We start from the raw sequence: 25,336 nt of genomic DNA, 5'->3' as shown, positions 1-25,336 counted from the left end.
TAGAATCATGCTCCTGTAGGTCCCCATGCTTCTGCAAAGTAAAAAAAGGAAGCACAAGGTACGTCCCCATGCTTCCTTCTCTATATAATTTGTAAAATAGTAGGCTATTAATCCGCACTGGCTCCTCCTCCGTCACTGCCTCCTCCGCTATCTCCTCCTGAATAGCCGCTGAAGCCTGAATCAGATGATGAAGAGCTGCTTCCTGGAGGCAGGCTCCATTTCCAGGTATTTGCAAGGAATTCTACGGGATTCTGTCCGGATCCAACCAAATAGGTCAAAGGTGCTGCGGTTGTTTCTTCGCTTAAGAATTCTTTATTTTGTGCCTTGGTTTTGCGTTTTGGCTTTAAAAGGAGAGAGCGAATCGTCCATTGATCCGATTGGCTAGTAATTTTGTCTGGGACTCTCTCTGATTTAAGCTGTTTAATAAAAGCCTGTATTACTGGCTGGAGGGTGATTGCTTCTCCTGATAAGGTCATCAGGGGCATCAGTATGAACAGTAAGCCCGAAAGGACAATAGTGATGACCAGCAAGGTAAGTGCCTCTGCATCATAAAGCATGAGAGATGCAATTAGGGATACCAGGAAAAATAGCTGGGTGAACAATCTTCTAGCTGGTTTGATCCAGCTTATGATCAATAGAGACCCTGCAATAATTGAATAGATAAGGATAGATGCCGCTGGATGGATATCCAGATAATAGGCATAAAGCACGGCCATAAAGATAATCAGCATAAGGCCCCTTCCAACCATCCGAATGATTTTATCGCTCATCATGCCTGCTTCCTTCAACTCATCTAAAACACAGGCAAACCATTGCTTCTCGTTTTCCTTAAATAATTTATACTTTAAATGGTAATTGTGAAGATGCTGTTGATTATTTCTTTGCTGCCTGGATGCGCCTGCTATATCACCCATGAAGAAAACAGGACTTCCGTTTTTGGATTTCCTCTTGAACAGCCAGGATACCAATTGATGCTCACCTTTCATTAAGCTGGTTTCGGAAGCTGTTAAAGTAAAATATAGCGTTTGGTTGGCCGAAGCATCATCTTTCAGGAATCTCCTCGGATTTTGTTCCGTCCTGACTGTTGCTTTTCCTTTTTCAACAAGTGAAAAAAGCCCGGCCAGAAAGGCGTATTGATCCAATTTACCTCTTCGGTGGATCATATACAGAATAAGAGGATCTGTCCGCAGTAGTTCATCAGGACGATCATCGGTTCTCAGTTTCCTAAGGAAACGCTTGAAAAGCACGGCCATCAGCCCGAATGCCAGGAGAGCAGCAAGGCAACCCAGTACTTTTTCCAGCATGTTTAGCTGTTTCTTCATGAAGGCATTTTTATCAGCCAATTTTTCTTCCTCAGCAATAGCTTCCTTCAACGACATCGGTGCCTTGGTCTTAGTTTGTTCCGACATCAGGGAAGAAGGAAACAGCAGACGTGTCTCAGTCAAGGAGTACATGTCTGACACAGGTGTGGTAAAACGGACTACCAAAGAGTCTTTTTCCGTCACCTTGCCCTGCCGATCATGGAAATAGGCAAAATAGCTATTTGGCTCGATTTCCTCTGGAAATACAAAGTCAATCGTCACCCTTTGTAAATCTTCATCATGGTTGGTATCTGTACCAAAGAACGGGACAGTTAGATCACTGTAGGAATCATATGACTTTACAGCTTCTTTTAATCCATAGATAAAGAAAACGGATTTCTTTTCATCGCTTGCCGGCAGTACCGTTCGGTAGGTGTTGTCATCTTGTGAAATCTTAAGGGGGCGCAAGTCTTCCATTTTCACAGAGCCCAGCTCCGCCTCTGGGTTTACCAATTCATAGGCTTCGAAAAACTCTATTCCTTTATGGTTCTTTTTATGTATCGTCCTGCTGACGCTATCGTAATCCCCATCGAAGTTATATGTGAGGATTTCATTAATTAGCAAATCCCCATCAGGCTGAATCCATGCCCTTATTTTAACCTCATCAATGGAATAGGACCGCGCAAACGCAGTCGAAGCAAACGATAAAAGGAGCACGAAGAGAATCACGATCTTTTTTAACACGAATTCAACTCCTTTAGGGAAGTGTTCATTCAATTAATAGAATGATAGGAAACAATATGAATATTATACATAAAAATTCCCTAAAAAAGGAAGTGAAGCATAGGGACGTATCTTGTGCTTCTTTAAATTAAACTAAAAAAGAAGCACGAGATACGTCCCGTGCTTCTTCCTCCCCCTCCAGGCAGTCACAAATTTTTTGTTTATTCTATGATGCACCAGCCCGCCTCGTCCCTTCTTCCCTTGGTTTTGCTCTTCTAAGTATTGATTCCCAAGAGAAAACAGAAGCATAAGATACGTCCCCATGTTTCCTTCTGCAAAGTAAAAAAAGGAAGCATAAGGTACGTCCCCATGCTTCCAGCAATTACACTATTTCGATATACCCATCAGTTCCATGCACGCGAATGCGTTGTCCATCTTTTATCAGTTTGGTAGCATGATCGACTCCGACAACTGCTGGTAAGCCGTATTCTCGGGCGATTACTGCTCCATGGGCCATCAATCCCCCAACTTCGGTGACGAGGCCTTTAATGGATACAAACAATGGTGTCCAGCTAGGGTCAGTAGATTGCTGGCCAAATCCTGTCATATAAATCCCTCCAACAAACCTTATTAAGCTCTACTGCATTTTAGCAGTAGTAAATGAGAAGAAACAGTCTATAATCACCATTTTTTATCTGTATAATTAACTTAGGAAGAGGTCAATTTTTTTAAAAACAAGCCCTTACCATACAGTAACCTTATGTCCGGTTCAGCAGATATACCTACATTTATATATCGTCCAAAAAGTTACCATAAAAAAAGTGGCTGCTATCCTTGATAGGATTAGCAGCCATTTTAATGCGAATGCAGGCAAGACAGAGGGACGGTTCCGCTGTTTCACTAAATAACATATTATTATAAAATTCACCTCTAATAAGGTCACGAGTTTTGCTTCACCTCTGTAATTGGCGCTCTGGAAGGAGAATTGCATCATCGTTCTCATTTCGACAAATTGTCCCCCAAGGGCTTCCTGCAGGGTCTTTGCGGCATGAGGGTCTGGTTTATCGGGCACAATCATGTTGCTGTCTCACAAAGTTACATATTTTTATTGTTCATGAGACACTAGACCGTCCGCTTGTTCCAAAGCGAGTGAAGGTTACGAGCGACTTACCTATTCGTATCCCGCCCAAGTGAAGATACCCGGGCAATGGTAAGCCGGAATGTCTTTATCAGAAGGTGGAAACTTGGCAGCAACACTCCCCACTGCCCGTCCTTTTGCGTTCATTTCTCTCCAATCTATTAAATTCTTATCGCAATCTTCTAAGCAGCCAAAACCTCATCCTCATCTCCTCCCGATAAAACCCGTCACCTTCCCGCTTCAATTGTTCTTGTCCCGTTGTTAAATAAAGATTCAACAAAACAGCATTAATTTCTTCCTGGAACCGACACAATTGGTAGTGCTTAGTTGCCGGGTTCAAAACTTACTCGAACCCTCAGCACATACTGGGTATCTTTTTGTAAATAATAGGACTGTTAAAACAATAAATTGAGGAGGATTTATATGAAAAAGAATCAACAAGATAACGGAAATATGAGTTCTGTTATGAAACCGGGATTTTCCGGAACAGATGCACAAAAAGTAAAACAACAAATTCAAAAAGATGTAAGCGAAGGACAAGGTGCAATGACTTCCCGAGAAGCAGGAGCAATGCGAGATTAAAAACCACTTTGAGTGGTTTTTTCCTTCAAGGGCCTTCTGAAGAGTCCACATTAGGTAGAAAAAAATCCCTCTATTTAAATAGAGGGACCTTCATTCTTGATGATTTATTGTTTATAAAACTACTTATGATAAGGTTCACCGTAACTATCCAACCGGCGGTTTTATTATGGAAGAATTAACGGACAAGCATTGGACCAACTAACGCTTTTGGGTTTTCCCCTAATGCCAATTTGCTAATATTTTCATAGCTGACATGTTTATACGTATTCAGTAATTCTTTCAAGTCAGGGAATTTATTATCCGCTTTTAATTTTTCGATTTCCCTTTTATAAACAGATAATACATAATCATTTTGGAAGTTTGGAACGAAATCACTTGGATTTTCATCCATAACTAAGGACCCCATATATTGATATCCATACTGCATTTGACGAGTAAGTTTAATGACATTCAAAAATTTACTATAAATAGATGGTTTTATTTCATGTAAGCTTTCGATCGCTGTTTGCGCATTTTTTAATTGATTGTAACTTGATGCTATTAGCATACGACACTCTCTCCCCTTTATTGGTATTAATCCCATGGTTTATCTAGTGTAAGTTTTGACACAAGTTCTTTGTTTTGTTCCCTTTTTAGCTTGCGGATTTTTTCTCGTTCTTTCCCTGTCTCAAAAAGAAAAATTTCTTCCTCAGTTTCTGGAATAACACTAGGCACTTGCATTGGTCTTTTATTTTCATCCAGAGGAACAAAGGTAAAGAAAGCAGTAGCCGCAATTCTTCGGCTCCCTGTTTCTAGATTTTCAGCGATCACTTTACAGAAAATCTCCATTGACTTTTTACCTGTATAGCAGACAAATGATTCGATACAGACCGAGTCACTTACACGGATTGGTTCGAGGAAGTTAACGCCGTCAGTCGATGCCGTAACGCATTCTTTTACCCGTGAATGTCTGCGAGCAGAAAGCACCGCACAAGCATCCATCTTTTTCATTAGAACGCCGCCAAATAATGTATGATAATTATTCAAATCATTAATTAGCACCTGGTCGGTTTGAATCACACGTGTATCTTTAATTTTCTTTGCTTCCATTAATTATCACCTTATATGAAAAATACATTTGAAGCGGCCGCCTCTTATGCATTAGGATTTTTACAAGGATAATTATAATATGATGATAGTGGAAACATAAAATGCCAATTCATATATAACATTCATAACAAAATGGTATGTAAGCGCTCTTTAGCCTGAAAATAAAAAAAAGCTCCCTCTAAACAAGAGGAAACCTATTGATATTATCAATCATATGGATAAGCTGTCATCAGCTTCTTTTTTGCAAATCGGATAAATTCTTTGGCAACCTGTGATAAATATTCATCCTTTTTCCAAATCATAGCTAGATTCCATTCGATTGCAGGATTGGTTACAGTTAGGGTGTGAATATTATTTGTTAATTCCTTACATGTACTTTCCGGCAGCAAAGTAATGCCTAAATTGGAAGCAACCATTTCTTGAATAAAATCCAATTGTGATGCTTCAGAAATAATAAACGGTTGAAAGCCAGCTTCTCTACAAGCATTGATGACAATATTTCTTAACTCAAATTCTCGGTTGAACATAATAAATGACTCTTCCTTAAGTTCTTGTAATGACACTTCCTGTTTTCCAGCGAGACGATGGGACGATGGTACAGCTAGTTTTAGTTTCTCCTTAACGAACATAAAATAGTCTATATTATTATCATTTTCACGAAGAACAACAACCCCAAAATCCAGTAAATCATTAACAATCCTCTCTTCAATCACTTTCGAACCATCTTCCTCCAATTGGAATGTTACCTCTGGATATTCTTGATGAAACGATGCCATCAGTTGGGAGAAAAAAACGGTATTGGTAATCGTAGGAAGACCGATGCGGATATGCCTTTTTTTTAGCATGACCATCTTATCTAATTCCACACCTAGTTGCTGCAGCTGATTTTCAATTATTAATGCATGTTTTTTTAGAACACGTCCCGCTTCAGTCAGTATTAGTTTTTTTCTTGTACGAATAAAAAGCTGTGTATCAAGTTCATTCTCCAATGACTTGATAATTCTACTAAGGGCAGGCTGAGTAATAAACAAATTCTCAGCTGCATTTGTAAAATTTTCAGTGCGAGTCACTTCAATAAAATATTGTAAATGTTTAATTTCCAATGATATTAACACCCTAAAATACATTTTATAAAGATAATATATATTACCATACTTTTAATCATATTATTAACACTAATACTTATTAAGGCTGTTTGCTGCTATTTTAACATAGGAGTCGCTGATTTCCTCATCAGGAGCTTTTGGGAGGACGTGGCGTCTTTAGTCGGCCAGTTTACTTGTTTCTTTAAAGACGGCTCCGCTTTTCGGACTTCGCTTCGGAAGGCAAAAAGCGCTTTATATCAGCGCTAGTCTTATGCCTGTCGCCCCTGGGCAGTACCATTCTTGAAGCAACTGACAGAGTTGGAGGACGGATATATTCGATAAGGGGCGATTTTAGGGATGAGCAATATCTTGAAGCTGGTGCGATGCGCATTCCCACTACTCATTTGTTGACAATGGAATATGTAAAACAATTCAGGCTTCCGGTTAACAGGTTTATCAATTCTGGAGACATGGGGACGGTTCCGCCGTCTCAAAATAAATGACATGCAGGCTGGAACCATCCTTTTTCCCACAAAACAAAAATAATCATCCTAATAATGAAGGGTTCTTGCTTTTCATGAAATTGCATTACCTAACAATTCATGAAAAAGAAGAACCGTTTCCGAGTTTAAAATTCATTCTATATTTTATCTAGTCAACCCTACCAAAAATCTCATCCCCTTCCTTCATTTCCACCGCCTTATCAAAAACCCCTTCACTATAGAAGCAGATGGAGACAGAAGGCAGTTCCTTTATCTCTCAATATATAAAATTTTTAAAAATCATGAGTTTGCTTTAACAATCCTCTATCCACAAACTAGAGCACAGGGTACGCCCCCACGCTTCACTCAACTGGATATTTTAATCCCCACTGTCCTCGGATTTCGTCCATCATTTTCATGATTTTTAATGATTCGTCCAACGGGATGACGGGACTTTCTAAAAGCCCTTGATTCAGGCATTTTCCTACCTCTTCTATTTCAAACACGTAACCAGCTGATTGTCTGTCATCATGAAATGTCTCTGCTTCTTCCCCATTCTTATACAAGGTTGCTGATTTTGCACTGGAGAAAGATGGAATCCGAATGTATCCTTCTGTCCCATGTATGTAAGCTTCGTTCGTTAAACCCACTCGTAAGGCGCCATTAAGGGTGGCGGTTTTTCCTGAAGGATAGGACATTATAATCGAAAATTGTTCATCAACACCCGTTTTACCAATGTGAGCAGTACTCATGATCTTCTCTGGGTTTGTTCCAAAAATCATGGAGGCAAATGATACTGGGTAGATCCTTAGATCAAACAATGCTCCTCCCCCAAGGGCGGGATTAAGTAATCTCCACTCTGGGTCCCACGCTGCACGGTAGCCAAAATCCGCTTTTACTAAAAGTACTTCGCCAATTTTTCCACTGTCAATCCATTCCCTAGCTTTAACAATTGGAGGCAGGAAGCGTGTCCACATCGCCTCCATCAAGAAAAGCTTCTTCTCTCTTGCAACCTGAATGATTTCTTCTAGTTCTTCGCTATTTATGGTAAAGGGCTTCTCGCAAAGCACAGCCTTGCCAGCACGAAGGCACGCCAATACATTTTCCTTATGAAAAGGATGTGGCGTAGCAACATAAATGGCATCGACATCCGGATCCTGTACTAGTTCTTCGTAGCTGCCATAAGCACTCGAACCCCATGCTCTTCCGCAAATTTTTCAGCACTCTCTTTGGTACGTGAACCAACAGCAGTCTTTTCCGTATTTCCAGCAAACGCTAAATCCCTCGCGAACACACTTGCTATTAAACCTGTCCCTAAAATTCCCCATTTGATTATTTTATCGCCCATCGCTAATCCTCTCCTTATAAAACAAATCTCGTTAGTCCATTATCCTATTACTATTTTTACTACAGGGTCGATCGGCCGTTACTAGATGGGACACCTGACATGTCCCTGTTCCACAGCTTTTTCCTCAGGGCCTCTATCTCCCAAACAAATGCAGATAACTCACTAGCCCACAACTCATATGTGAGCTTTGAGGGATGGACCCCATCGCTAAAAAAAGCCCCATCCTCCACTTTAAATTTTGCTTTCCAATCCTTTACCCTCATTTTCGCATCACTGTAATGGACTCCATCAAACTTTGATGCCGTAGTCAGCAGCTCATTTCCCAATATATCAACCAAATTGCCGATGAAAACTCTCATTAACAATGGAAATGCCGGAAAGTCTTTAATTGGCGGCATATTGCCAAACACGATGGGCACATCCTCAAATTTAGACCTTAAATCTGAAACCAGCTTTTCTGATTGCTTTTGCCAGGACCATGGATTATTCAGAGTAAAGGCATCATTTGCGCCAAGGCCTACCACTATCAGGTCAACCTTCTGGTCAGAAATCATCGGAACGATACTTTCAGTGACCTTTTTTAGCGTATAGCCGCTTTTTGCATACACTTCCCAGTGAACCGTCGTATTCATTTTTGCTGCTAATTCTTTTGCGAAAGCACCAGCGAACCCCTCATCATGATGATTAACCCCCACACCTGCTATTGAACTCTCTCCCAGGAAAATGATGCGAAACTCCCTATCTCCCTCCAGCCTAACACTGCCCGTACATCCATTAGCTTCTGGCAACACGGGTGTACGGGCCCGGACCCTTTTTCCTTGTAGATATAAAAATGGCAAGAAAGGGATAATGATGATACTTCCGAACAAGTATAACAATCTCAATTTTCCACGATCCTCTCACAGATTGATTCGCGTATAAGTTTAGTCAAAAACATATTCAACAAAACCCGGGTTAATCCTTTACCTTTTAAAAATTGCTTTAGCCACAGCAACGGTCCTCTGCTCGTAATTAGAAACGTGTCTGCAAAAGCTTCAGACTGCCAGTAACTTTCCACTTCATTCACCATCAGCCTCAGGTCCTATCGCAATTTCAAACCTAAGCGTGACGATTCCAACCTACAGCTTCCCTATAATGTAAACACAAGCAAAAATCAGAACAACATTGGCATAAAGGAGAATTGACTTGTTCACACATAGAGAAAAAAGATTTGAAGCGCAGGAATGGATCCTGCATCTCGCTATAAGCATAGTGTCCATATATTTTATATTTTTTCAATTGCCTACAGTGCTGCCACTTTTTAAAATCATTTATTTAAGCGCTTTGCTCATGGTTTTAGCAGCAGATGGATTTTTCGTCATGAAGAAGCGGAACCACCTTTTGAAAATCAATAGGATAATCCTATTTTATCTAGGCGCAGTTTTACTGCTGGTATTGGCAATCTTTTATGTAACAAAAGTAATGGTTTTTACCGATTCGTATGGATTTGAAGGTTTGTTAAAAGAACATCTGCAAACCGCGAAATATATTTTCTTTTTCATCAGTTTTGCACAGCCAATCCTCCTTCCGATCCCTGAAGCTGTTACCATCCCAGGTGCGAGCGCGGTATTGGGACCCGCCGTTGCAGCAGCCATTGCTTTTCCAGCAACACTCCTTGGGATATCAGCGATGTTTTTTGCCGCCAGATACGGGGGAAGGAAATTCATATCCAAGTTCATCAAGGAGGAGCAACTGGAAAAATACCAACAATACGTCTCTAAAAATGAAACTCTGATTATGTTCCTGCTGTTTATCATTCCTATTCTCCCAGATGAGATCATCTGTGTAGGAGCAGGCATAGGGCAAGTATCACCAAAAAGGTTCTTACTCATTGCCTCGATCTCAAAATTCTTAACTGCAACGCTGCTTGCATACTCAGTGGAGCTGGCTGAGGGGCTTTCTTTAACACCACCGCAATTGATGTTCGGATTCTCAGCTATTGTTTTAATCCTCTTTGGGTTTACCGTTGTAACGAAGAAGCTTTTAAGCAAACAACGTGGATTGTAATAGAGGGAAGACAAGGGGTATTAAAAATTTCATGGGGACGCTGGAACCGTCCCCAAGTTTGTATTAAAGCATTAAGGCAGGTTAACACCTCGTGAGCTCACATACAATGTATACCATTCGTCACGAGTCAGAGTGACATTGACTGCTTCTGCGCTTGACTTGATCCGGTCAGGATTTGCCGTGCCGATGACAGGCTGAATGCCTGCAGGATGCCTCATCAACCAGGCAAGCACGATGGCTTCTGGTGTGGTTTGTTTCTGTTCTGCCAGCTTTTGTACCAGGGCTGCGGTATTTTTGACACTTTGGCTTTCATTTTCAATGTTTTTCCCTGAATAGAGCCCTTTTGCAAGTGAGCCCCACGATTGAATCTGGATATTCTCCATCTGGCAGTACTCCAGCGTTCCTTCCGGGAAGGTGTTTTGGCGTGCCGCTTCCTGATTGACATGTACACCAGTATCGAGCCAGCCAATTTTATGTAAGCTCATTTCCAATTGGTTCACCATGATTTTTTCGTCCGTATGGTGCTGCAGCAAGCGCATTTGTCCTGCACTCATATTAGAAACACCGAACGAACGCACCTTGCCGGAAGCCTTGAGCTGATGGAATGCTTCTCCAACCTCGCTTGGATCCATCAAAGGATCAGGACGGTGCAATAACAGGATATCCAGGTGCTCAATTCCAAGTCTGGAAAGAATTCCATCCACACTATCGAGAATATGCGATTTAGAAAAATCATACCTTCCTGGCAGCCCAGATTCCTGATCTCCGAAACGAATGCCGCACTTTGACTGAATGATGATTTCGTCACGAAGCCCCGGCTTCTCTTTTAAAACCTGTCCAAAAACTTTTTCCGCCTTACCCCTTGTATAAATATCAGCATGGTCAAACATATTGATACCTGAAGACAGCGCAGCTTCCACCGCTTCATGCGCCTGCTTGACATGTGCCGGTTCAATCGGCTGACGATCCCAGCTTCCCCCAAGCCCCATGCAGCCAAAAACAAGCTCCGAAGCATTCAATCCATTTTGGTTAATAGGCAGCTTTTTCATTCCAGATTCCTCCTGATGTAAACTTAAAATCCTTTGCAAGCCATTCTACCATACTAGAAGCATAGGGACGTACCTTATGCTTCCATATGGCAAGGGGCCAACTTGAAAAATAGAGGGACTTAACTTTTTAAAAAGTTAAGCCCCTTACAACCCGTGCTGCGTTCCTTCTTTTAAAGCTCGCCACCGTTAGAAAAAGTATTTCTATCTCCCTCCGCAAAATCAGTACCCTTTTCAACCGATTCCAGCCCGTAACCAGTTTCACTTATCTCAAATAACTCTTCATTTTGAGCATTATTTCTATTTTCCTTATTCTTATTTCTTTCTTTATTGTCTTTCATAACTTTCCTCCTGAGTTTTTTGGCTGGAGACTGGGGTACTGTTCTCGCACCTAAGTGGGAAGTCACCTGATCTCCATTCATTTTCCTTTTATATTGACCAAGAACAGGAGAAGTATGTAAAAGAAAAGACAGCGTGGGAGCACGGGGACGTTTCTCCTGCTTCCATCCATAGACAAAGAAGCACCAGGTACGTCCCCGTGCTTCACTGTTGTGTTACAATACTGAAAAAGGGGATATCCATGGAGGAGGACAGCAAACATGGTGACTGTGTTAACGTATTTTGTTTCCCTTATATTCATTGTGATATCTGTATTCATTACCATAACTTTTAAAAATGAACTGGAGCGGATGTTTCGAGAGGAAAAAGAGGTATTCGTCTTTCACATATTTAATGTGCTGATCACCCTGACTGTCGCTTTCGCATCCCAGGCAGTCATAACGATTTATGTAGTTGGCCATAAGTTTCACTTCATTAGGGATGCACTCATACTCATGGCCATCACCATACCCATTTATATCCTAGGGCACCTCGCATTCGAAAAATATAAAACTGTTTACCGCAAATATGCAGCTACGGAGAACGGGAAAGTACTCATTCTTAATGAGAAGTATGTGAAGAAGAAAAAGTGGTTTAAGAATCTTAGGCATTATAATGCAAAATGAGACAGTGGGAGAAGCACAGGGACGTTTCTTGTGCTTCTTTATTCCTAAATACATTGGAAGCACTGGGTACGTCCCCGTGCTTCCTTTTATTCATTTTCAGTAAGCTCCATTAATAAAGGCATGTGATCACTCAAACGTATCCATTCTTCAAATGACCCTATCTTGAAATTACTTACCTGTTTAAGTAAGGATTCAGATGCAAATACAAAATCAATATGAAAGGGCCTAGCTTTTTCCTTTCTGAAATAATGTGTTGGCATTGTTTCAAGGCCGTGTTCTTCATTAAACGTTTGATGATAGACACTTCTGATATTTTCTTTCCTTAGAAGTTCAACCACCTCAGAGTGAGTACCTACCCTTTTGATATGGTCAAAGATCTTATTGCTATTCCAGTCACCCGCAATGATACATGGCTCCTTCAATAATGACTCATAATATTTCAATGCCAAATAAATTTGTCCTATATAACTATCAAATTTGCTCTTTGAAAGTTGAGACCAAACAGCAAACAGTATGAATTCTTGCTGGCCAGTGACTATTAAAGGAATGATATAACGAAATACCTTATTATAGGATGGATGTAATTTGATTTGGTAGTGATCATTTAAAGTCAGGATTCCGATTCCCTTGTTCTGATTGTCACCCAACCATAGAAACTGATTTACCTTATGAGGATGGTGGCTTGCTCCCCATTTTTCTGGAGCTTCACATTCTGGGATGACTAAAATATCTGCATTGAATGGAATTATATTTTCAATTTTGTCCCTGAACCGCATTGAGGCATTCCAAGTTATTAACTTCATATGAAACCTCCTTAACTTGCTATGCTAAAAAGGTTCAACCATTTCATAAAAATAGTTGAACCGTCCGTGTGTTTCACTACCATTGAAAAACACTTAAATCTCTTTCTTTAAACTGTAGTCCCCAACCTATTCAAGTACATTTTAGCTATCTGCTCTTGTCCAATGACTTTCCATTGAACGTATCCCTTTTCATTGTTTAATTGAGCAAGCCTTGTTTCTAGTTCAGTATTAAATTCCTCTGTTAAGTCCCCAATAATAAATAGGTATGCTATTGGTGAATTTGAATTTTTTATACATCTTTCTAAATCATCAATCGGTCTTTTTGTTTTTACTGATCCATTATAGTTTTTACATTGAACGGGAACTTCTTCATGTAAAATTGAACCATCCATTGGGTCAAGAATTCTCATTGTGAGGTCTCAGCCTTGTCCTGTATCTCCTGTTTTATTTACTTCAAGACCTGGAGTTGAACGATTTAAATCGGCAACGAATTTTTCAAAGTATGCGCTTGGCCATTTTGTTGAAATTCGCTTATATGTTTGAGTCACCACATCTTCTTCAAAAAGCTTGGCTTCAAATTCCGCGGTATGTTCTATCTCATTATCTTTCAAGAATTCCACATTACCCTGGATTGATTTTTCTACAATACTATCAAGTTCCTTTTTAATATCTCTATCATAAATTTCATAGTATTGGCCGCGTTTAGAAAGATGGTGCCTTAATGATTGGGAAACCGCCTGCGACTCCACATTGATAAAAGTTTCCGTTAAAAGTTTACATTCAACATAATGATTAAAATCGCTTTCTTGCGGATCAGTCGAACCGTAATCTCCTACCACTTCAGCAACAAGAAACTTACGCAGCGGTCTGCTTAACTGAATAATCAGTCTGTCCCCTTTGGTTAATCTATTGATTAAAAACTGTGTATAACGCCAAAAAACTTTTTCTTCCGGAGTTCTGTCAGCATTACTTTTTGACCTGATTATTCTTAAATCAGAGCCTGGACTACTCCAGCCAAACCTCGCGCGTCCTTCCTGAAGCTCTTGTAACATCCATTCCTCTTTGTCTTTCCTAATTGATACGAATTTAAAATAACGATTCATCTTCTTTTCACTCCTGTAGTTCATCTATTATTCTATCTTTTGAGCCTGTTCAATGCTCATTAACACTTCACCCATTAGTAATCTGCTTTTCTTTTAAAAACTCATCAAGCGCATGCCAGGAATTATAAAATTCGGATTTCAATCCTTCTTTCTGGTGTACTACTCTACTTTTCTTATCCTTAAAATGTTTAATCTCCAAACAAGCAAAACTATTATCTTTAAAGTTATAACCTACGACAAAATCAATCTCATTTACTCCGATTTTCTGTTCATCCACTGTCTCAAAAGCATCAATCTTATACACTTGATATGGTAACGTGGAAAGATCATATGCATGGTCATACTGAAGATGACGAACTAATATCTTAGCAACTCGTTCTTCAGATTCCGCAATTAAATGGTATGGAGAATGATTAAGTGATGAACGGGAGACATGATAACCTTTATTGATTAATTTATCGGATATTATGCTGATCGCTTCGGTTTGGTTGTATGGTTTAATCGCTACTTGAGCGACCTCCTTATCAGGAACCCAAAAGCAAAATCAGGTTACTCACAAGTCGACCATGTGGTGTTAACTCCTTATGGCATCTTTGTAATTGAAACGAAAAATTATCAAGGTACCATTTACGGCGGGGAAGACAGAAAAACATGGTCGGTCAATGGGACCTTCAAAATGATGAACCCTTTTGTACAAAACTACGGGCATATCAAGGCATTAGCGTTCTTAATTGATTCAAAGTACAAGGATCTATTTATTTCACTCGTCTCTTTCACAAAGCGCTCTACCTTCAAAGTTGACTTGGATTACCGGAAAATAGCATCCAACGAACTTATCGTTTATGATATCGAACTGTCAGAATTCATCCATCGAAAAATTTCCGTATTAAAGATCCAATATAAAGAACCTATATTGAGCGAAAGTGACATCTCAAAGATTTACGATACATTCTCAAAGGCAGATATAAAAGATCCTCAAGTTAGAAAAGAACATGAACAAGCATTGAAGACAAGTACTCCAGACACTAACTCTAATTCGTCCTGTTCAATCTGTAATAAACCTGTATCAGATAAAGTGAAGGAGTATTGTTTATCGAGTAAAAGGTTCAATGGGAAGATTTTTTGTTATGAGCATCAGAAGGGTGTTAATTAGGGAATTCCCCTCGATTTAAGAATCAATTTAATATAAATAACCCTTATCCATCTTTGGATAAGGGTTATAAGACACAAGAACCGTCCCTCTGTTTCTATGCTGTTACCAGCTACTTCACTCTCCTAGCCGCCTGCTGAATAGGATCCCATACACCATTATACGGGGGAGCATACGCCAAATCTAAATCAAGCAGCTCATCGGTCGTCATAGAATGAAATATGGCCGTTGCTAGGACATCGATTCGTTTATCGACCCCATTTTCCCCAATAATTTGCCCGCCAAGAACCTTATGTGTCTCTTTATGATAGACAAGTTTCAATTTCATTTTTTTATCATCCGGATAATAACCAGCGATATCAGTTGCTGTAATGGTTACAGAGCCACAGGGAATGTTCAGCATGTTTGCCTCTGTTTCTGATAGCCCTGTTCTCCCCAGGGTTAAATCGAAAAACTTAATAATTGAAGTGCCTACAATTCCTTTAAACGTTTTATGTACATCAACCATGTTCAATCCGGCTATTTGTCCTTGCTTATTGGCATGTGTTCCCAATGGTACATGATCATCCTTTTCTTTTACTCGGTGATATTGTGTAGCACAATCTCCTGCCGCGTAGATATCCTCTATACTGGTTTGCATATAGGCATTTACTTGGATCGCACCATTCACACTGGTTTTGATTCCTGTTCCTTCTAAAAAGGAAGTATTGGGCTTTACACCTACAGCGACTAGCACCAAATCTGTTTCATACTCTCCTTTATCGGTTTTCACAGATTCCACGTTGTCGCTTCCACCGAATGCTTCCACGGATTCACCCATTTTTAACACAATGTTTTGCTTTACTGCTTCTTCGTGAATCAGTTCGGCCATGTCCGTATCAAATATTTTGGCTAATTGCTCATTTCTTTCAATGATCGTTACCTTCTTGCCGAGCTCCGCAAAACTTTCGGCCATTTCAAGTCCAATGTATCCGCCACCAATCACGGTCACATTATTTATATCTCTTTCCAGATAATCCATGATTGCTTTTGCATCGGGGATGTTCTTTAATGAGAAAATACCACGAAGTGTCACACCCTCCCACTTTGGAATGACCGAGCTTACCCCAGTTGCAATCAGAAGGCGGTCATATGGAAGGCTAAACGTTTCACCATTACTATGGTTTATTCCAATTACCATTTTATTTTCTATGTCTACCTTTTGGACTTCATGAAACACACGTGCATCAATGCCATATTTCTCTTTAAAAGTAGACGGAGTGCGAGCGATTAACCGATCTGTGGACTCAATCTTCCTACTGATGACATAAGGCAGGCCACATTGTCCATATGAATACACGCCTCCCTTTTCCAATACAGTTATTTCATGTCCAGAGCTGTTTCGCACCATTTGCATCGCAGCACTCATACCCGCTGCATCCCCACCAATAATAAGTATTTTCATCTTCATCCCTCCATTCTTTGTGTTTCCATTTATTATTGAGTTTTAAACATTAGGATTTATATCCATATATGGGTTACTTCGCGACAGCGGGACGGTTCTGACGTCGCAACCAGCACCATATTTTTGCTTATTTCGAGACAACGGAACCGTCCCCTTGTCGCGGAACCCGTCAGAAATGAGAAGACCATAGGTAAAAAAAGTAAGCACAGGGTACGTCCCCGTGCTTACAAAATTTATTTTCCTTATAGTTTATTTTTTATTAAGCCCAGATACCATCATCATCTAGGGATTATAAAAAAAACCCAATCCAGATTGGACAGGTTTCTTTCAGAGCCTTATTTTTGTACAGCATATTTCATTATATACTTCTTTGATTCTTCTAACTTTCTTCTAACTTCTCTAACTTCTTTTTTATCAGAATTGAACCATCTATTCTTTAAATGGTTATTAATTATGTTTTCAATTTTTTTCATATCATCAAAAGAGAAGTACTTTAGATTTTTTCTGATGTATTCTCTATACAACATCATTTGTTTATATGCCAATCTCGCTTGACTAGGTTTTTGCTTTATTGCTTTATCTAATTTATTATTAGCATCCAAAAATTCATTAAAATTGCCTTTTGTTGATTCTTCTGAATATATATTTTTTTCTAATATTAGTCTCCCATATTGCGTATCTATTTGAAAAGTTTCAAACCTAGTACCTCTTTCCTCTCTTTGTGAAGCTAACTTATAAGAAATATTCAGATAGTTTTCTGAACGATCATACCTTTTTATATCCATACAAGCCATGCCATATTGGAGCCAAAAGAATATATTTCCCTTATGATTTCTACAATCGACTATATCATCAAAATACCGAACAACTTTTTCAGATGCTCCATTATTTTCTCTATTACTATCTAGTCCAGAAAAAACAATTCTAATATTTGACTGAGAAATCAATTTTTCGGAAACTCTTTTTTCATCTTCTTTTGAAAGTAATCTTGAATTTAGGAGGATTTCCTTCATAGTCTCTATTATTTGATTATCCATTGATTTTTTTGATACTAAATATCTAGCAAAAACTGCTGATTGTAAAGTTACATCACCATTTCCAATGTTAAGCACTTCTTTAGTCTCTTCATTTCTTATGCTTTCTATGTCACTTGTAGTAACTTCTACTAATGAAAATAAATCTGATGGAGTAAGCCCTAAGTTTAAAAAGTTATTTACCATTGTTGCACACAAAATTTTTAGAGTTTTACCATTCAGTTCTATTTTCTCATAAATTTTATCTATTTCTTTTGCAATAGATTCTGAACTTAATAAGTCTAATAAGATATTCGATAATTGCTTATTTTTACTAACTAATTTTTTTATTTGGCTTTGACTTTCAATAAAGAATTTATCTAAGTTAAGCTTTCTGAATAACAAAGATAAATTATTAATTTCGTTTGAACTAAGATAGTTTAAATTTATTTGTTTTATTTCTTTATCTTCAATTTCTAATAATAATGGTATTTGTTTTTCATATTGCTCATTTACAAAACTTCTAGAAGAAAAAAGTAATGTATAAGAACCATCTAAGTATATTTTTAGTTGTTTTATTATATCTTGATAATAAGTATAATCTTCAATTATCAGTATTTTATGGTCTTTGATTTTAGAGATAGCTATTAGATCGCTAGTTATGTTTTCATTAACTCTTTTTAAGAAAAAGACACTATGACGTTTACTCCATATATAGGCTTGTTTAAGAATACTTGTGGATTTCCCATTTCCTAAATTAGAATGTACATTAATAACTTTATATTTTTGAGGATCAATTGAACTTAATTCGTCTCTAGAAATTATATAGTCATCATTATGTAGGTTTTTTTGTAAGATATTTAAATTTATTTTTCCTAGGACTAAGAGATTCCAAATGTTTTGAACGTTATTCTGTTCATAAATATTTTTATCTATAGTTACTGGTTGAAAACAGTTCCAATCATACTTAATAGTATTCGGGATAAACGTTTCCTTTTCCACCTGTATATCTTCAGCGAAGCCTTTGACTCCTTTTTTCACTTGTAGTCCCAGATAACTTTTCCTACTATCTGAAATATCAAAACCATTCTTCTCTCTATCAATAAAAATAGTTTTTGTTTTATAACTATCTGTATTTAAAATTTTACTAATATCAAAATCATATTTAAGAGATGTTCCAATATAAATAATGGCTTTTGCGTTGTCTAAATCCTGTTTCAAGAGTTCAAACATTTTTTCTCTCTTAAATTCTTCTTGCCAATAGCTGAAAGTTGTCAGTTTAAATTCAGAACTCAACTTTTCTACAGTTAGGTTTCTTATATATCCATTTAAATGCACAACGGACAATTGCTTAGCTACTTTTGAAGTTTCATCATATGCATTAAAAGTAGCAATATCTTTACCCGTACCTTTATAATAAGCATTTTCAAATACATCGTCATAATTAGTTGTATATACTCTCATCCAAGGTATACTTGCAATAATTTCATGTTCTTTATTGATATTTCTAACAGATATTTGATAATGTTCCTGCAATAATTTAATTAATGACTGTAAAACTGCATAATTCTCCTCTTTTTCTCCTTTTTCTAAAATATAAGAGGCCACTTCATCCAATGAATAGTCCTTATCAAATGGTATATCATATTTGTCGCACAATCTTTTTACTAAATCTTTTGCATCACCTAATAATTCTCCATTGTTATTTACAATTTCATAGGAGAATCCAGCTCCTAACATTAAAACTGCTTCTCCATTCAAACTATATTGTAAAGCTTTTTCATATCCCATACTCATTATGATCCCCCATAAAATTTGTCGTATAAATAAAATATTACATTATTATCATTTTTTTCAAAACATTTCTTTTTTTCGGTTCTGTTTAACACTTGATAGATCGATCAGAATACCTCTGTTTTAATTTCAAAACCATTCTTTACACTTTCTCATACATTATCGTTATCAATAAAGCAGAGCGTTTTGATTACTGACTCCTGATTAAAATGGTGCTACTTTAAATTTTGAGAACAAAACACCAATGCCTAAACTATCTATCCACCTATGTTTTATTAATGTTTACGACACACATAGAAAAAGCACAGGGTACGTCCCCGTGCTTCCAGGATTAATACACTATGGTTTGCACCCCCATACATTTTATCCTTATATCAGCTGTATGATCTTCCACCTATGAGTGCCACAAAGATGTTTCTTTTTCATTTGTACAATGTCATCTAATTTAAATTCAGTAAATTGCATGATATTCCCTTAGAAAACTATACTTCTGGTACATAAACCTTTTGGAGCGGTAATAACGCTCTTGCTTCGTTTGGCATTTTTTCATACCACTGCACAACAAGTTTAACCAATTCTTCCAAATCTACTAGTCTCACGGAGTTATGTCTCGCCACAGCTTCTGCATGAGAAGTGAAGCCGCCTGTAGAAACAAATAGACTGTTTGCATCAAGAGGATTTGCTCCTAACAATTGTTGAATCTCTGGTGCAGATGCCGATATTTTACGATGTTTAACTTGAACCTTAATAATTGGTTTTTCAAAACCAAATGCATCTTTATATGCTAGGATATCTACCCCGCCATCCGGTCCCTTAGGACTTATCTGTACATTATAATCCATGGCTTCAAGAAGACCGCCTACTAGATCTTGCATTTGCCAAGGATCAAGATGATCCACCTTATCTTCTATCATTACTAATGCTTTACTCACCAAATCTTTTATGATTTCACTTTCTTCCTCATCTTTATCTGTATCATCCACTGGTAAAACGGAGGGATTCTCTAACAACTGTTCTAACTCAACACCCCACTGATCTACTCTAAAAACAGTTAAAACCGAACCTAAACTATTTTTCGCAGCCTGGGATAATTTATCTCTCTCTATAGTTTTATCTTCCCAAATAACCTTTAAAGTATTTGGATAATCAGGGTTCCCAATTGATTTATCAAAAAAGTGTGGCTCAATAACACTTCCGACTATGTATTCTCTTTTTTCCTTGGAATATGAAATTATACGATCTCCACTCTGGATTTCTCTACTAAAACGCCAAACTTGGTTTACCCAACTGCTTCTAGTTTGGGGCTTTTCTTCACTATAAAACGAGTTTGCTTTACTGAGCATCTCAGCCTTAGAAGTGTATTGTTTCGGGTTACCCATTTGGGGCCACCCAATTGATGCAATTCCTCTTTCTTTCCATATTGGAATTAATTCATTATTATCCCCAGCTCTTATCATCCACCATTTTGTCATTTTATCCGCTCCCCTCAGATTTCGTTTTCTTATAACTTATTTTACCATTTTCAAAATAGGATGAATATGTAATAGAAATATAACTTGACCCTATTTCCCTATGAATCCGACGTTGCATTTTAGTACTACCCACTACACACAAACATTTTTTGGAAAATCCAACAAAAAACGAAACCAACCCCCAAATTTTAAGTATAATAAAACCAAGACCATGGCAAGGAGGTATACACATGGCATACCAACCCGAAGCAGCCCTTGAAAAAAATTTACATAATCAGCTTGTAAACCTAGGCTACAAAGCGGTTAAGATTGCTGACTATGACGCATTATTAGCTAACTTCAAGGAGCAGCTCAATACATTTAACGAACATAAATTAAACGGACAACCGTTAACAGATAGAGAGTTTAAGAGAATCCTTACACTAATAGAAGGTAAAAGCATTTACGACTCTGCGAAAATCTTACGTGACAAGTTACTGATTGAGCGTGAAGATGGTACACAGTTATATGTAGAACTCATGAATACAAAAGACTGGTGCAAGAACTTGTTCCAGGTAACGACGCAAACAACAGTAAAAGGCACCTATATTAATCGGTATGATGTGACGATCCTGATCAACGGCCTTCCACTCGTTCAAATTGAATTGAAACGACGTGGCTTGGACTTTAAAGAAGCATTCAATCAGATTCAACGTTATCGTCGTCATACGTTTAATGGCCTGTACCGATTCTTACAAGTCTTTGTCGTGAGTAACGGAGTGGATACGAAGTACTTCTCTAACTCCGACTATGACATTCAGTTTGGCTTTACTTTCTTCTGGACAGATGAAAACAATGATCTCATTACAAACTTACAGGATTTTGCGAGCGCATTCCTGCAACCATGCCATTTAGCAAAAATGATTAGTCGATATATGGTCATTAATGATACAGACAAAGCCTTGATGGTCATGCGCCCTTACCAGGTGTATGCAGTAGAAGCATTGGTAAAACGTGCAACGGAAACAAATAATAACGGCTACATTTGGCACACAACCGGTTCTGGCAAAACCTTAACCTCTTTTAAAGCTGGACAAATTTTAGCCGATGAGGAAAGCATCAAAAAGGTGTTCTTCCTTGTCGATCGTCAAGACTTGGACAGTCAAACGATAGCCGAGTTCAACAAGTTCCAAAAAGGCGCGGTTGACCGTACAGACAAAACCGAAATCCTTATTGAGCAAATACAGAATCCAATGAAGAGATTCATTGTTACCACCATTCAAAAAATGAATAATGCTGTCAAAAATCCCAAGTACGCTCACATCATGGAACCATACAAACAAGAGCATGTCGTGTTCATTATTGATGAATGTCATCGAAGCCAGTTTGGGGATATGCGCAAAGAAATTGATCACCACTTTAAAAATGCGCAGTACTTCGGTTTTACAGGAACGCCACGCTTCAAAGAGAACAAGAGCCAAGATGGGCGTACCACTGCTGATCTTTTTGAGAAGTGCCTGCATTATTACCTTATTAAAGATGCGATTCGTGATGGTAACGTACTAGGTTTCTCCGTGGAATATGTTCGTACGTTTAACGCCAAGATTGATGAAAATGATAAAACAAAAGTGCAAGCCATTGATACGGATGAAGTGTGGCATGATGAACGACGTTTAAATTTAGTTGCTGATCACATTATTGATAATCACCAACGCCGTTCGAAGAGCAAAGGCTATTGCGCTATGTTGGCGGTAGATTCCATTTCAACCTTAATCAAGTATTATGATATTTTTAAATCGAAAAATCACAACCTGAAAATCGCTGGCATTTATTCATATGGACAAAATGAGGAAAGCGATGGAACAGGTGAACATTCTCGTGAAGCACTGGACCGCATGATTGCAGATTATAATAAAACGCACGACACAGACTTCTCGACTGATACATGGGATCGTTATTTTTCAGATGTCTCGAAAAAAGTGAAAAATGCCCAAATTGATATTTTACTTGTCGTAAAAATGTTCCTAACTGGGTTCGATAGCAAGCCGCTAAATACTCTCTATGTAGATAAGAACATGGTGTATCACGACCTGCTGCAAGCATACAGCCGTACGAACCGCGTTGAGAAATCAACTAAGCCATACGGGAATATTGTTTGCTATCGAAATCTAAAAGACAATACAGACGATGCAATTAAGTTATTCTCCCGAACAGACAATGTGGATACCGTTCTAATGGGCAGCTATGCTGATTACTTAAAAGCGTTCAAACAAGCTGTGAAAAATCTTCGAGAGATTGCGGTCATTCCGGAATTGGTAGACGAGCTGGAGCGGGAAGAAGATAAACGTAATTTTATCGTAGCATTCAAAAATGTAACCAAATTTCTTCAACGTTTGCAGTCATTTTCTGATTTTGAATTTGATGAAACAGAGCTTACGATTTCACAGCAATCATATGAGGATTTCAAGAGCAAATACTTCAAGGTATACGAAGATTTTAAGCGCAGCGAAGTCCCAAAAGAATCGATTTTGTATGATATTGACTTTGAGTTGGAGCTAATGCATACAGACAAGATTAATGTCAGCTACATTCTGAATCTGATTGCAAACCTTAACACAATTGATAAAAAGGAACGTGACAAAGAGATTCGTTTCATCAAACAAGAATTAAACCATGCATCTGATCCAAAGCTTCGTCTAAAAATTGAACTGATTAAAGGCTTCCTGGATAAGGTTGCACCAACATTGGCGCCTGATGAATCAGTAATGGATGCATACAACCGTTACGAAGAAGAAATGAGTGAGCAGGAACTAGCACTCTTTGCGAAAACAGTTGATATTGAAGACAGCGTGCTGCGCGAACAAGTTTCAACATATGAGTATTCCAATTTAATTGAAAAGAATGCGATAATGGATTCCCTATCTGGATCATTCTTGAAAAAGAACAAAGCAATCAAAGCCATTACCTCATTTATCCGTGACTTCACTGAAAAGTATGGTGCATAAACTCAGTTTTTTCTAAAGACGCGCTTAACCAGCGCTCTTTTTATGTTATTTTTTTCATTAAATACACAAAAAGATGAAGATAATTTAAAATATCAATTAGTGAAGAAGTTTTAAAGGTACCCTTAATGAGCATCTTCTCATTTAAAAACGAACCCATCTTAGGAGGAAACACCCGTGACATCAAGCGAAAAACAACGTCAGCAACAAGCTGAACTACATAAAAAATTATGGGCAATGGCAAATGACCTACGTGGCCAAATGGATGCCAGCGAATTTAAAGATTATATTTTGGGATTAATTTTCTACCGTTACCTTTCTGAAAAAGTTGAAGCACGTGCAAATGTATTACTAAAAGAAGATAATATTTCATTTTCAGCTGCATGGAAAAACGAAGAATATCGTGAACACTTAGCAGAGTACTTAATCGATGAATTAGGTTATGTTGTAGAGCCACATTTCCTATTCTCTCACTTCTTAGAAGAAATCGAAAAAGGAGCTAACGGTAACTTTGACATCGAAATGCTACAAAACGGTGTCAAAGCGATAGAATCCTCTACTTTAGGAACAGACAGCCAAGACGATTTCCAAAATCTATTTGATGATATGGACTTAACATCATCACGTTTGGGACGTACAGTAAAAGATCGTACGAACTTAATTAGCAAAGTCATTGTGAACATTGCAGACATTCCATTTTTACAAGACGATGTTGAAATTGATGTTCTAGGCGATGCTTATGAATATATGATTTCTCAATTCGCAGCAAATGCCGGAAAAAAAGCTGGCGAATTCTATACCCCACAACAAGTTTCAAAAATTTTAGCGAAAATCGTCACTGCTGGAAAAACCGAAATTCGTGATGTATATGACGGGGCTTGCGGTTCAGGTTCATTGCTACTTCGTGTAGGTAAAGAAGCGAAGGTACACAAATACTACGGACAAGAAAAAGTATCAACAACATACAACCTTGCTCGAATGAACATGTTGTTGCATGACGTTCCCTACCAACGTTTTGATATTCGTAATGCCGATACATTGGAAGAGCCGCAGCATATCGACCAACGCTTTGAAGCGATTGTTGCCAATCCTCCATACTCAGCAAAATGGAGTGCAGATGATAAGTTCAAAGATGATGAACGCTTTAGTGCCTATGCAAAGCTAGCACCAAAATCAAAAGCAGACTTCGCCTTCATTCAACATTTCATTCATCAATTAGATGATAACGGTACAATGGCAGTCGTATTACCACACGGTGTCCTATTCCGTGGCGCAGCAGAGGAAGCCATTCGTAAGTATCTAATTGAAGAGAAAAATTATTTAGATGCAGTTATTGGTTTACCAGCAAATATCTTCTACGGTACAAGTATTCCAACATGTATTTTGGTATTCAAAAAATGCCGCAAGCACAACGATATCGTATTATTTATTGATGCCTCGAATGAATTCGAAAAAGGGAAAAATCAAAACCTGCTATCAGATGAGCATGTTGAAAAAATTCTTGGCACATTCTTAAGTCGTAAGACAATTTACAAATATTCATACGCAGCCACTTTAGAGGAAATTAAAGTGAACGACTACAATCTAAACATTCCTCGCTATGTGGACACGTTTGAAGAAGAAGAACCGATTGATTTACAAGCAGTGGGACAACGTTTGAAAGAAATTGATGAAGAAATTGCGGAAGTGGATCGTGAGTTAGAGAAGTACTTTAAAGAGTTAGGGGTGTAGA

The 25,336-nt window shown here is 38.2% G+C and carries 22 protein-coding genes and 3 pseudogenes; 7 read left to right on the top strand and 18 right to left on the bottom strand.

What is annotated here, in order from left to right:
* Positions 1–107: 107 nt before the first annotated feature.
* From V7654_RS05825 to V7654_RS23900, 3 genes and pseudogenes are all read right to left on the bottom strand, one after another.
* Entirely contained in the window at positions 108–2,045 is a 1,938-nt protein-coding gene (locus V7654_RS05825) for a DUF2207 domain-containing protein (RefSeq protein WP_335429234.1), read from the bottom strand.
* Between the two features lie 361 nt (positions 2,046–2,406).
* Positions 2,407–2,607 (bottom strand): annotated as a pseudogene (locus V7654_RS05820) (PEP-utilizing enzyme); the annotation flags it as partial.
* Between the two features lie 186 nt (positions 2,608–2,793).
* A complete protein-coding gene (locus tag V7654_RS23900) occupies positions 2,794–3,102 on the bottom strand; it encodes a manganese catalase family protein (RefSeq protein WP_438825251.1) in 309 nt (102 codons plus the stop codon).
* Between the two features lie 483 nt (positions 3,103–3,585).
* Here V7654_RS23900 and V7654_RS05810 point away from each other — a divergent pair, with 483 nt between their 5' ends.
* On the top strand, positions 3,586–3,744 hold the full coding sequence (locus tag V7654_RS05810; RefSeq protein ID WP_335429233.1) for a hypothetical protein: 159 nt from the start codon (positions 3,586–3,588) through the stop codon (positions 3,742–3,744).
* A gap of 175 nt (positions 3,745–3,919) precedes the next feature.
* Here V7654_RS05810 and V7654_RS05805 read toward each other — a convergent pair whose 3' ends face one another.
* The 3 genes from V7654_RS05805 to V7654_RS05795 all read right to left on the bottom strand — a co-directional run bounded on the left by V7654_RS05805 (position 3,920) and on the right by V7654_RS05795 (position 5,936).
* On the bottom strand, positions 3,920–4,291 hold the full coding sequence (locus V7654_RS05805) for a hypothetical protein (RefSeq protein ID WP_335429232.1): 372 nt from the start codon (positions 4,289–4,291) through the stop codon (positions 3,920–3,922).
* A gap of 26 nt (positions 4,292–4,317) precedes the next feature.
* Positions 4,318–4,833, bottom strand: coding sequence for an acyl-CoA thioesterase (locus V7654_RS05800; protein WP_335429231.1), 516 nt, complete (start codon positions 4,831–4,833; stop codon positions 4,318–4,320).
* A gap of 206 nt (positions 4,834–5,039) precedes the next feature.
* Positions 5,040–5,936, bottom strand: coding sequence for a LysR family transcriptional regulator (locus V7654_RS05795; protein WP_335429230.1), 897 nt, complete (start codon positions 5,934–5,936; stop codon positions 5,040–5,042).
* Positions 5,937–6,211: 275 nt separating this feature from the next.
* Here V7654_RS05795 and V7654_RS05790 point away from each other — a divergent pair.
* A pseudogene (locus V7654_RS05790) lies at positions 6,212–6,382 on the top strand (FAD-dependent oxidoreductase); the annotation flags it as partial.
* Positions 6,383–6,762: 380 nt separating this feature from the next.
* Here the strand turns inward: V7654_RS05790 and V7654_RS05785 are convergent.
* Together V7654_RS05785 and V7654_RS05780 are read right to left on the bottom strand one after the other, a co-directional pair.
* A pseudogene (locus tag V7654_RS05785) lies at positions 6,763–7,748 on the bottom strand (Gfo/Idh/MocA family protein).
* A gap of 59 nt (positions 7,749–7,807) precedes the next feature.
* Positions 7,808–8,632 (bottom strand): SGNH/GDSL hydrolase family protein, encoded by an 825-nt coding sequence (locus tag V7654_RS05780; RefSeq protein ID WP_335429229.1) that lies wholly within the window; start codon positions 8,630–8,632, stop codon positions 7,808–7,810.
* A 301-nt stretch (positions 8,633–8,933) separates the two neighbouring features.
* On the opposite strand from V7654_RS05780, the gene V7654_RS05775 reads away from it, so the two are divergent.
* The gene (locus V7654_RS05775) at positions 8,934–9,794 is read left to right on the top strand and encodes a TVP38/TMEM64 family protein (RefSeq protein WP_335429228.1); all 861 of its coding nucleotides are present in this window, start codon (positions 8,934–8,936) and stop codon (positions 9,792–9,794) included.
* Positions 9,795–9,865: 71 nt separating this feature from the next.
* Here the strand turns inward: V7654_RS05775 and V7654_RS05770 are convergent, their stop codons facing one another.
* Positions 9,866–10,843: an aldo/keto reductase gene (locus V7654_RS05770; RefSeq protein ID WP_335429226.1), complete on the bottom strand. Its 978-nt coding sequence runs from the start codon at positions 10,841–10,843 to the stop codon at positions 9,866–9,868.
* A gap of 170 nt (positions 10,844–11,013) precedes the next feature.
* Positions 11,014–11,181, bottom strand: a complete 168-nt coding sequence (locus V7654_RS05765) for a hypothetical protein (protein WP_335429225.1) — start codon at positions 11,179–11,181, stop codon at positions 11,014–11,016.
* A 258-nt stretch (positions 11,182–11,439) separates the two neighbouring features.
* Between V7654_RS05765 and V7654_RS05760 the strand changes: the two genes are divergently transcribed.
* Positions 11,440–11,844 carry a hypothetical protein gene (locus tag V7654_RS05760; protein ID WP_335429223.1) on the top strand — a complete coding sequence of 135 codons (405 nt, stop codon included), beginning with the start codon at positions 11,440–11,442 and terminating at the stop codon, positions 11,842–11,844.
* Positions 11,845–11,930: 86 nt separating this feature from the next.
* Here V7654_RS05760 and V7654_RS05755 read toward each other — a convergent pair whose 3' ends face one another.
* The 4 genes from V7654_RS05755 to V7654_RS05740 form a co-directional block, all read right to left on the bottom strand.
* Entirely contained in the window at positions 11,931–12,647 is a 717-nt protein-coding gene (locus tag V7654_RS05755) for an endonuclease/exonuclease/phosphatase family protein (protein WP_335429222.1), read from the bottom strand.
* 107 nt (positions 12,648–12,754) lie between these two features.
* On the bottom strand, positions 12,755–13,057 hold the full coding sequence (locus V7654_RS05750) for a hypothetical protein (RefSeq protein WP_335429221.1): 303 nt from the start codon (positions 13,055–13,057) through the stop codon (positions 12,755–12,757).
* 9 nt (positions 13,058–13,066) lie between these two features.
* Positions 13,067–13,750 (bottom strand): hypothetical protein, encoded by a 684-nt coding sequence (locus V7654_RS05745; protein WP_335429220.1) that lies wholly within the window; start codon positions 13,748–13,750, stop codon positions 13,067–13,069.
* A 67-nt stretch (positions 13,751–13,817) separates the two neighbouring features.
* On the bottom strand, positions 13,818–14,216 hold the full coding sequence (locus V7654_RS05740; protein ID WP_335429671.1) for a group I intron-associated PD-(D/E)XK endonuclease: 399 nt from the start codon (positions 14,214–14,216) through the stop codon (positions 13,818–13,820).
* Positions 14,217–14,234: 18 nt separating this feature from the next.
* Here V7654_RS05740 and V7654_RS05735 point away from each other — a divergent pair, with 18 nt between their 5' ends.
* A complete protein-coding gene (locus V7654_RS05735; protein WP_335429218.1) occupies positions 14,235–14,903 on the top strand; it encodes a nuclease-related domain-containing protein in 669 nt (222 codons plus the stop codon).
* Positions 14,904–15,012: 109 nt separating this feature from the next.
* On the opposite strand, the gene V7654_RS05730 is transcribed toward V7654_RS05735, so the two are convergent.
* The 4 genes from V7654_RS05730 to V7654_RS05715 all read right to left on the bottom strand — a co-directional run bounded on the left by V7654_RS05730 (position 15,013) and on the right by V7654_RS05715 (position 20,623).
* Positions 15,013–16,344, bottom strand: a complete 1,332-nt coding sequence (locus tag V7654_RS05730; protein WP_335429216.1) for a CoA-disulfide reductase — start codon at positions 16,342–16,344, stop codon at positions 15,013–15,015.
* Between the two features lie 335 nt (positions 16,345–16,679).
* The gene (locus V7654_RS05725) at positions 16,680–19,154 is read right to left on the bottom strand and encodes an SIR2 family protein (RefSeq protein WP_335429215.1); all 2,475 of its coding nucleotides are present in this window, start codon (positions 19,152–19,154) and stop codon (positions 16,680–16,682) included.
* Between the two features lie 366 nt (positions 19,155–19,520).
* A complete protein-coding gene (locus V7654_RS23895; protein WP_438825265.1) occupies positions 19,521–19,577 on the bottom strand; it encodes a hypothetical protein in 57 nt (18 codons plus the stop codon).
* A 56-nt stretch (positions 19,578–19,633) separates the two neighbouring features.
* On the bottom strand, positions 19,634–20,623 hold the full coding sequence (locus V7654_RS05715; protein ID WP_335429214.1) for a restriction endonuclease: 990 nt from the start codon (positions 20,621–20,623) through the stop codon (positions 19,634–19,636).
* A 230-nt stretch (positions 20,624–20,853) separates the two neighbouring features.
* Between V7654_RS05715 and V7654_RS05710 the strand changes: the two genes are divergently transcribed.
* Together V7654_RS05710 and V7654_RS05705 are read left to right on the top strand one after the other, a co-directional pair.
* Positions 20,854–23,607 (top strand): type I restriction endonuclease subunit R, encoded by a 2,754-nt coding sequence (locus tag V7654_RS05710; protein ID WP_335429212.1) that lies wholly within the window; start codon positions 20,854–20,856, stop codon positions 23,605–23,607.
* Between the two features lie 174 nt (positions 23,608–23,781).
* The gene (locus V7654_RS05705) at positions 23,782–25,335 is read left to right on the top strand and encodes a type I restriction-modification system subunit M (protein WP_335429211.1); all 1,554 of its coding nucleotides are present in this window, start codon (positions 23,782–23,784) and stop codon (positions 25,333–25,335) included.
* Position 25,336: the final 1 nt, after the last annotated feature.

The organism is Bacillus sp. JJ1609, from assembly GCF_036967045.1.
In the GTDB taxonomy this organism is placed as follows: Bacteria; Bacillota; Bacilli; order Bacillales; family Cytobacillaceae; genus Mesobacillus.
This window is presented reverse-complemented; position numbering and strand designations above follow the sequence as displayed.

Excerpts from the sequence above, each read along its gene's own strand:
- V7654_RS05725 (WP_335429215.1), bottom strand. The coding sequence starts at position 19,154 with ATGAGTATGGGATATGAAAAAGCTTTACAATATAGTTTGAATGGAGAA.
- V7654_RS05750 (WP_335429221.1), bottom strand. The coding sequence starts at position 13,057 with ATGAGAATTCTTGACCCAATGGATGGTTCAATTTTACATGAAGAAGTT.
- V7654_RS05745 (WP_335429220.1), bottom strand. The coding sequence starts at position 13,750 with ATGAATCGTTATTTTAAATTCGTATCAATTAGGAAAGACAAAGAGGAA.
- V7654_RS05800 (WP_335429231.1), bottom strand. The coding sequence starts at position 4,833 with ATGGAAGCAAAGAAAATTAAAGATACACGTGTGATTCAAACCGACCAG.
- V7654_RS23900 (WP_438825251.1), bottom strand. The coding sequence starts at position 3,102 with ATGATTGTGCCCGATAAACCAGACCCTCATGCCGCAAAGACCCTGCAG.
- V7654_RS05715 (WP_335429214.1), bottom strand. The coding sequence starts at position 20,623 with ATGACAAAATGGTGGATGATAAGAGCTGGGGATAATAATGAATTAATT.
- V7654_RS05810 (WP_335429233.1), top strand. The coding sequence starts at position 3,586 with ATGAAAAAGAATCAACAAGATAACGGAAATATGAGTTCTGTTATGAAA.
- V7654_RS05760 (WP_335429223.1), top strand. The coding sequence starts at position 11,440 with ATGGTGACTGTGTTAACGTATTTTGTTTCCCTTATATTCATTGTGATA.
- V7654_RS05710 (WP_335429212.1), top strand. The coding sequence starts at position 20,854 with ATGGCATACCAACCCGAAGCAGCCCTTGAAAAAAATTTACATAATCAG.
- V7654_RS05765 (WP_335429225.1), bottom strand. The coding sequence starts at position 11,181 with ATGAAAGACAATAAAGAAAGAAATAAGAATAAGGAAAATAGAAATAAT.
- V7654_RS05755 (WP_335429222.1), bottom strand. The coding sequence starts at position 12,647 with ATGAAGTTAATAACTTGGAATGCCTCAATGCGGTTCAGGGACAAAATT.
- V7654_RS05730 (WP_335429216.1), bottom strand. The coding sequence starts at position 16,344 with ATGAAAATACTTATTATTGGTGGGGATGCAGCGGGTATGAGTGCTGCG.
- V7654_RS05805 (WP_335429232.1), bottom strand. The coding sequence starts at position 4,291 with ATGCTAATAGCATCAAGTTACAATCAATTAAAAAATGCGCAAACAGCG.
- V7654_RS05770 (WP_335429226.1), bottom strand. The coding sequence starts at position 10,843 with ATGAAAAAGCTGCCTATTAACCAAAATGGATTGAATGCTTCGGAGCTT.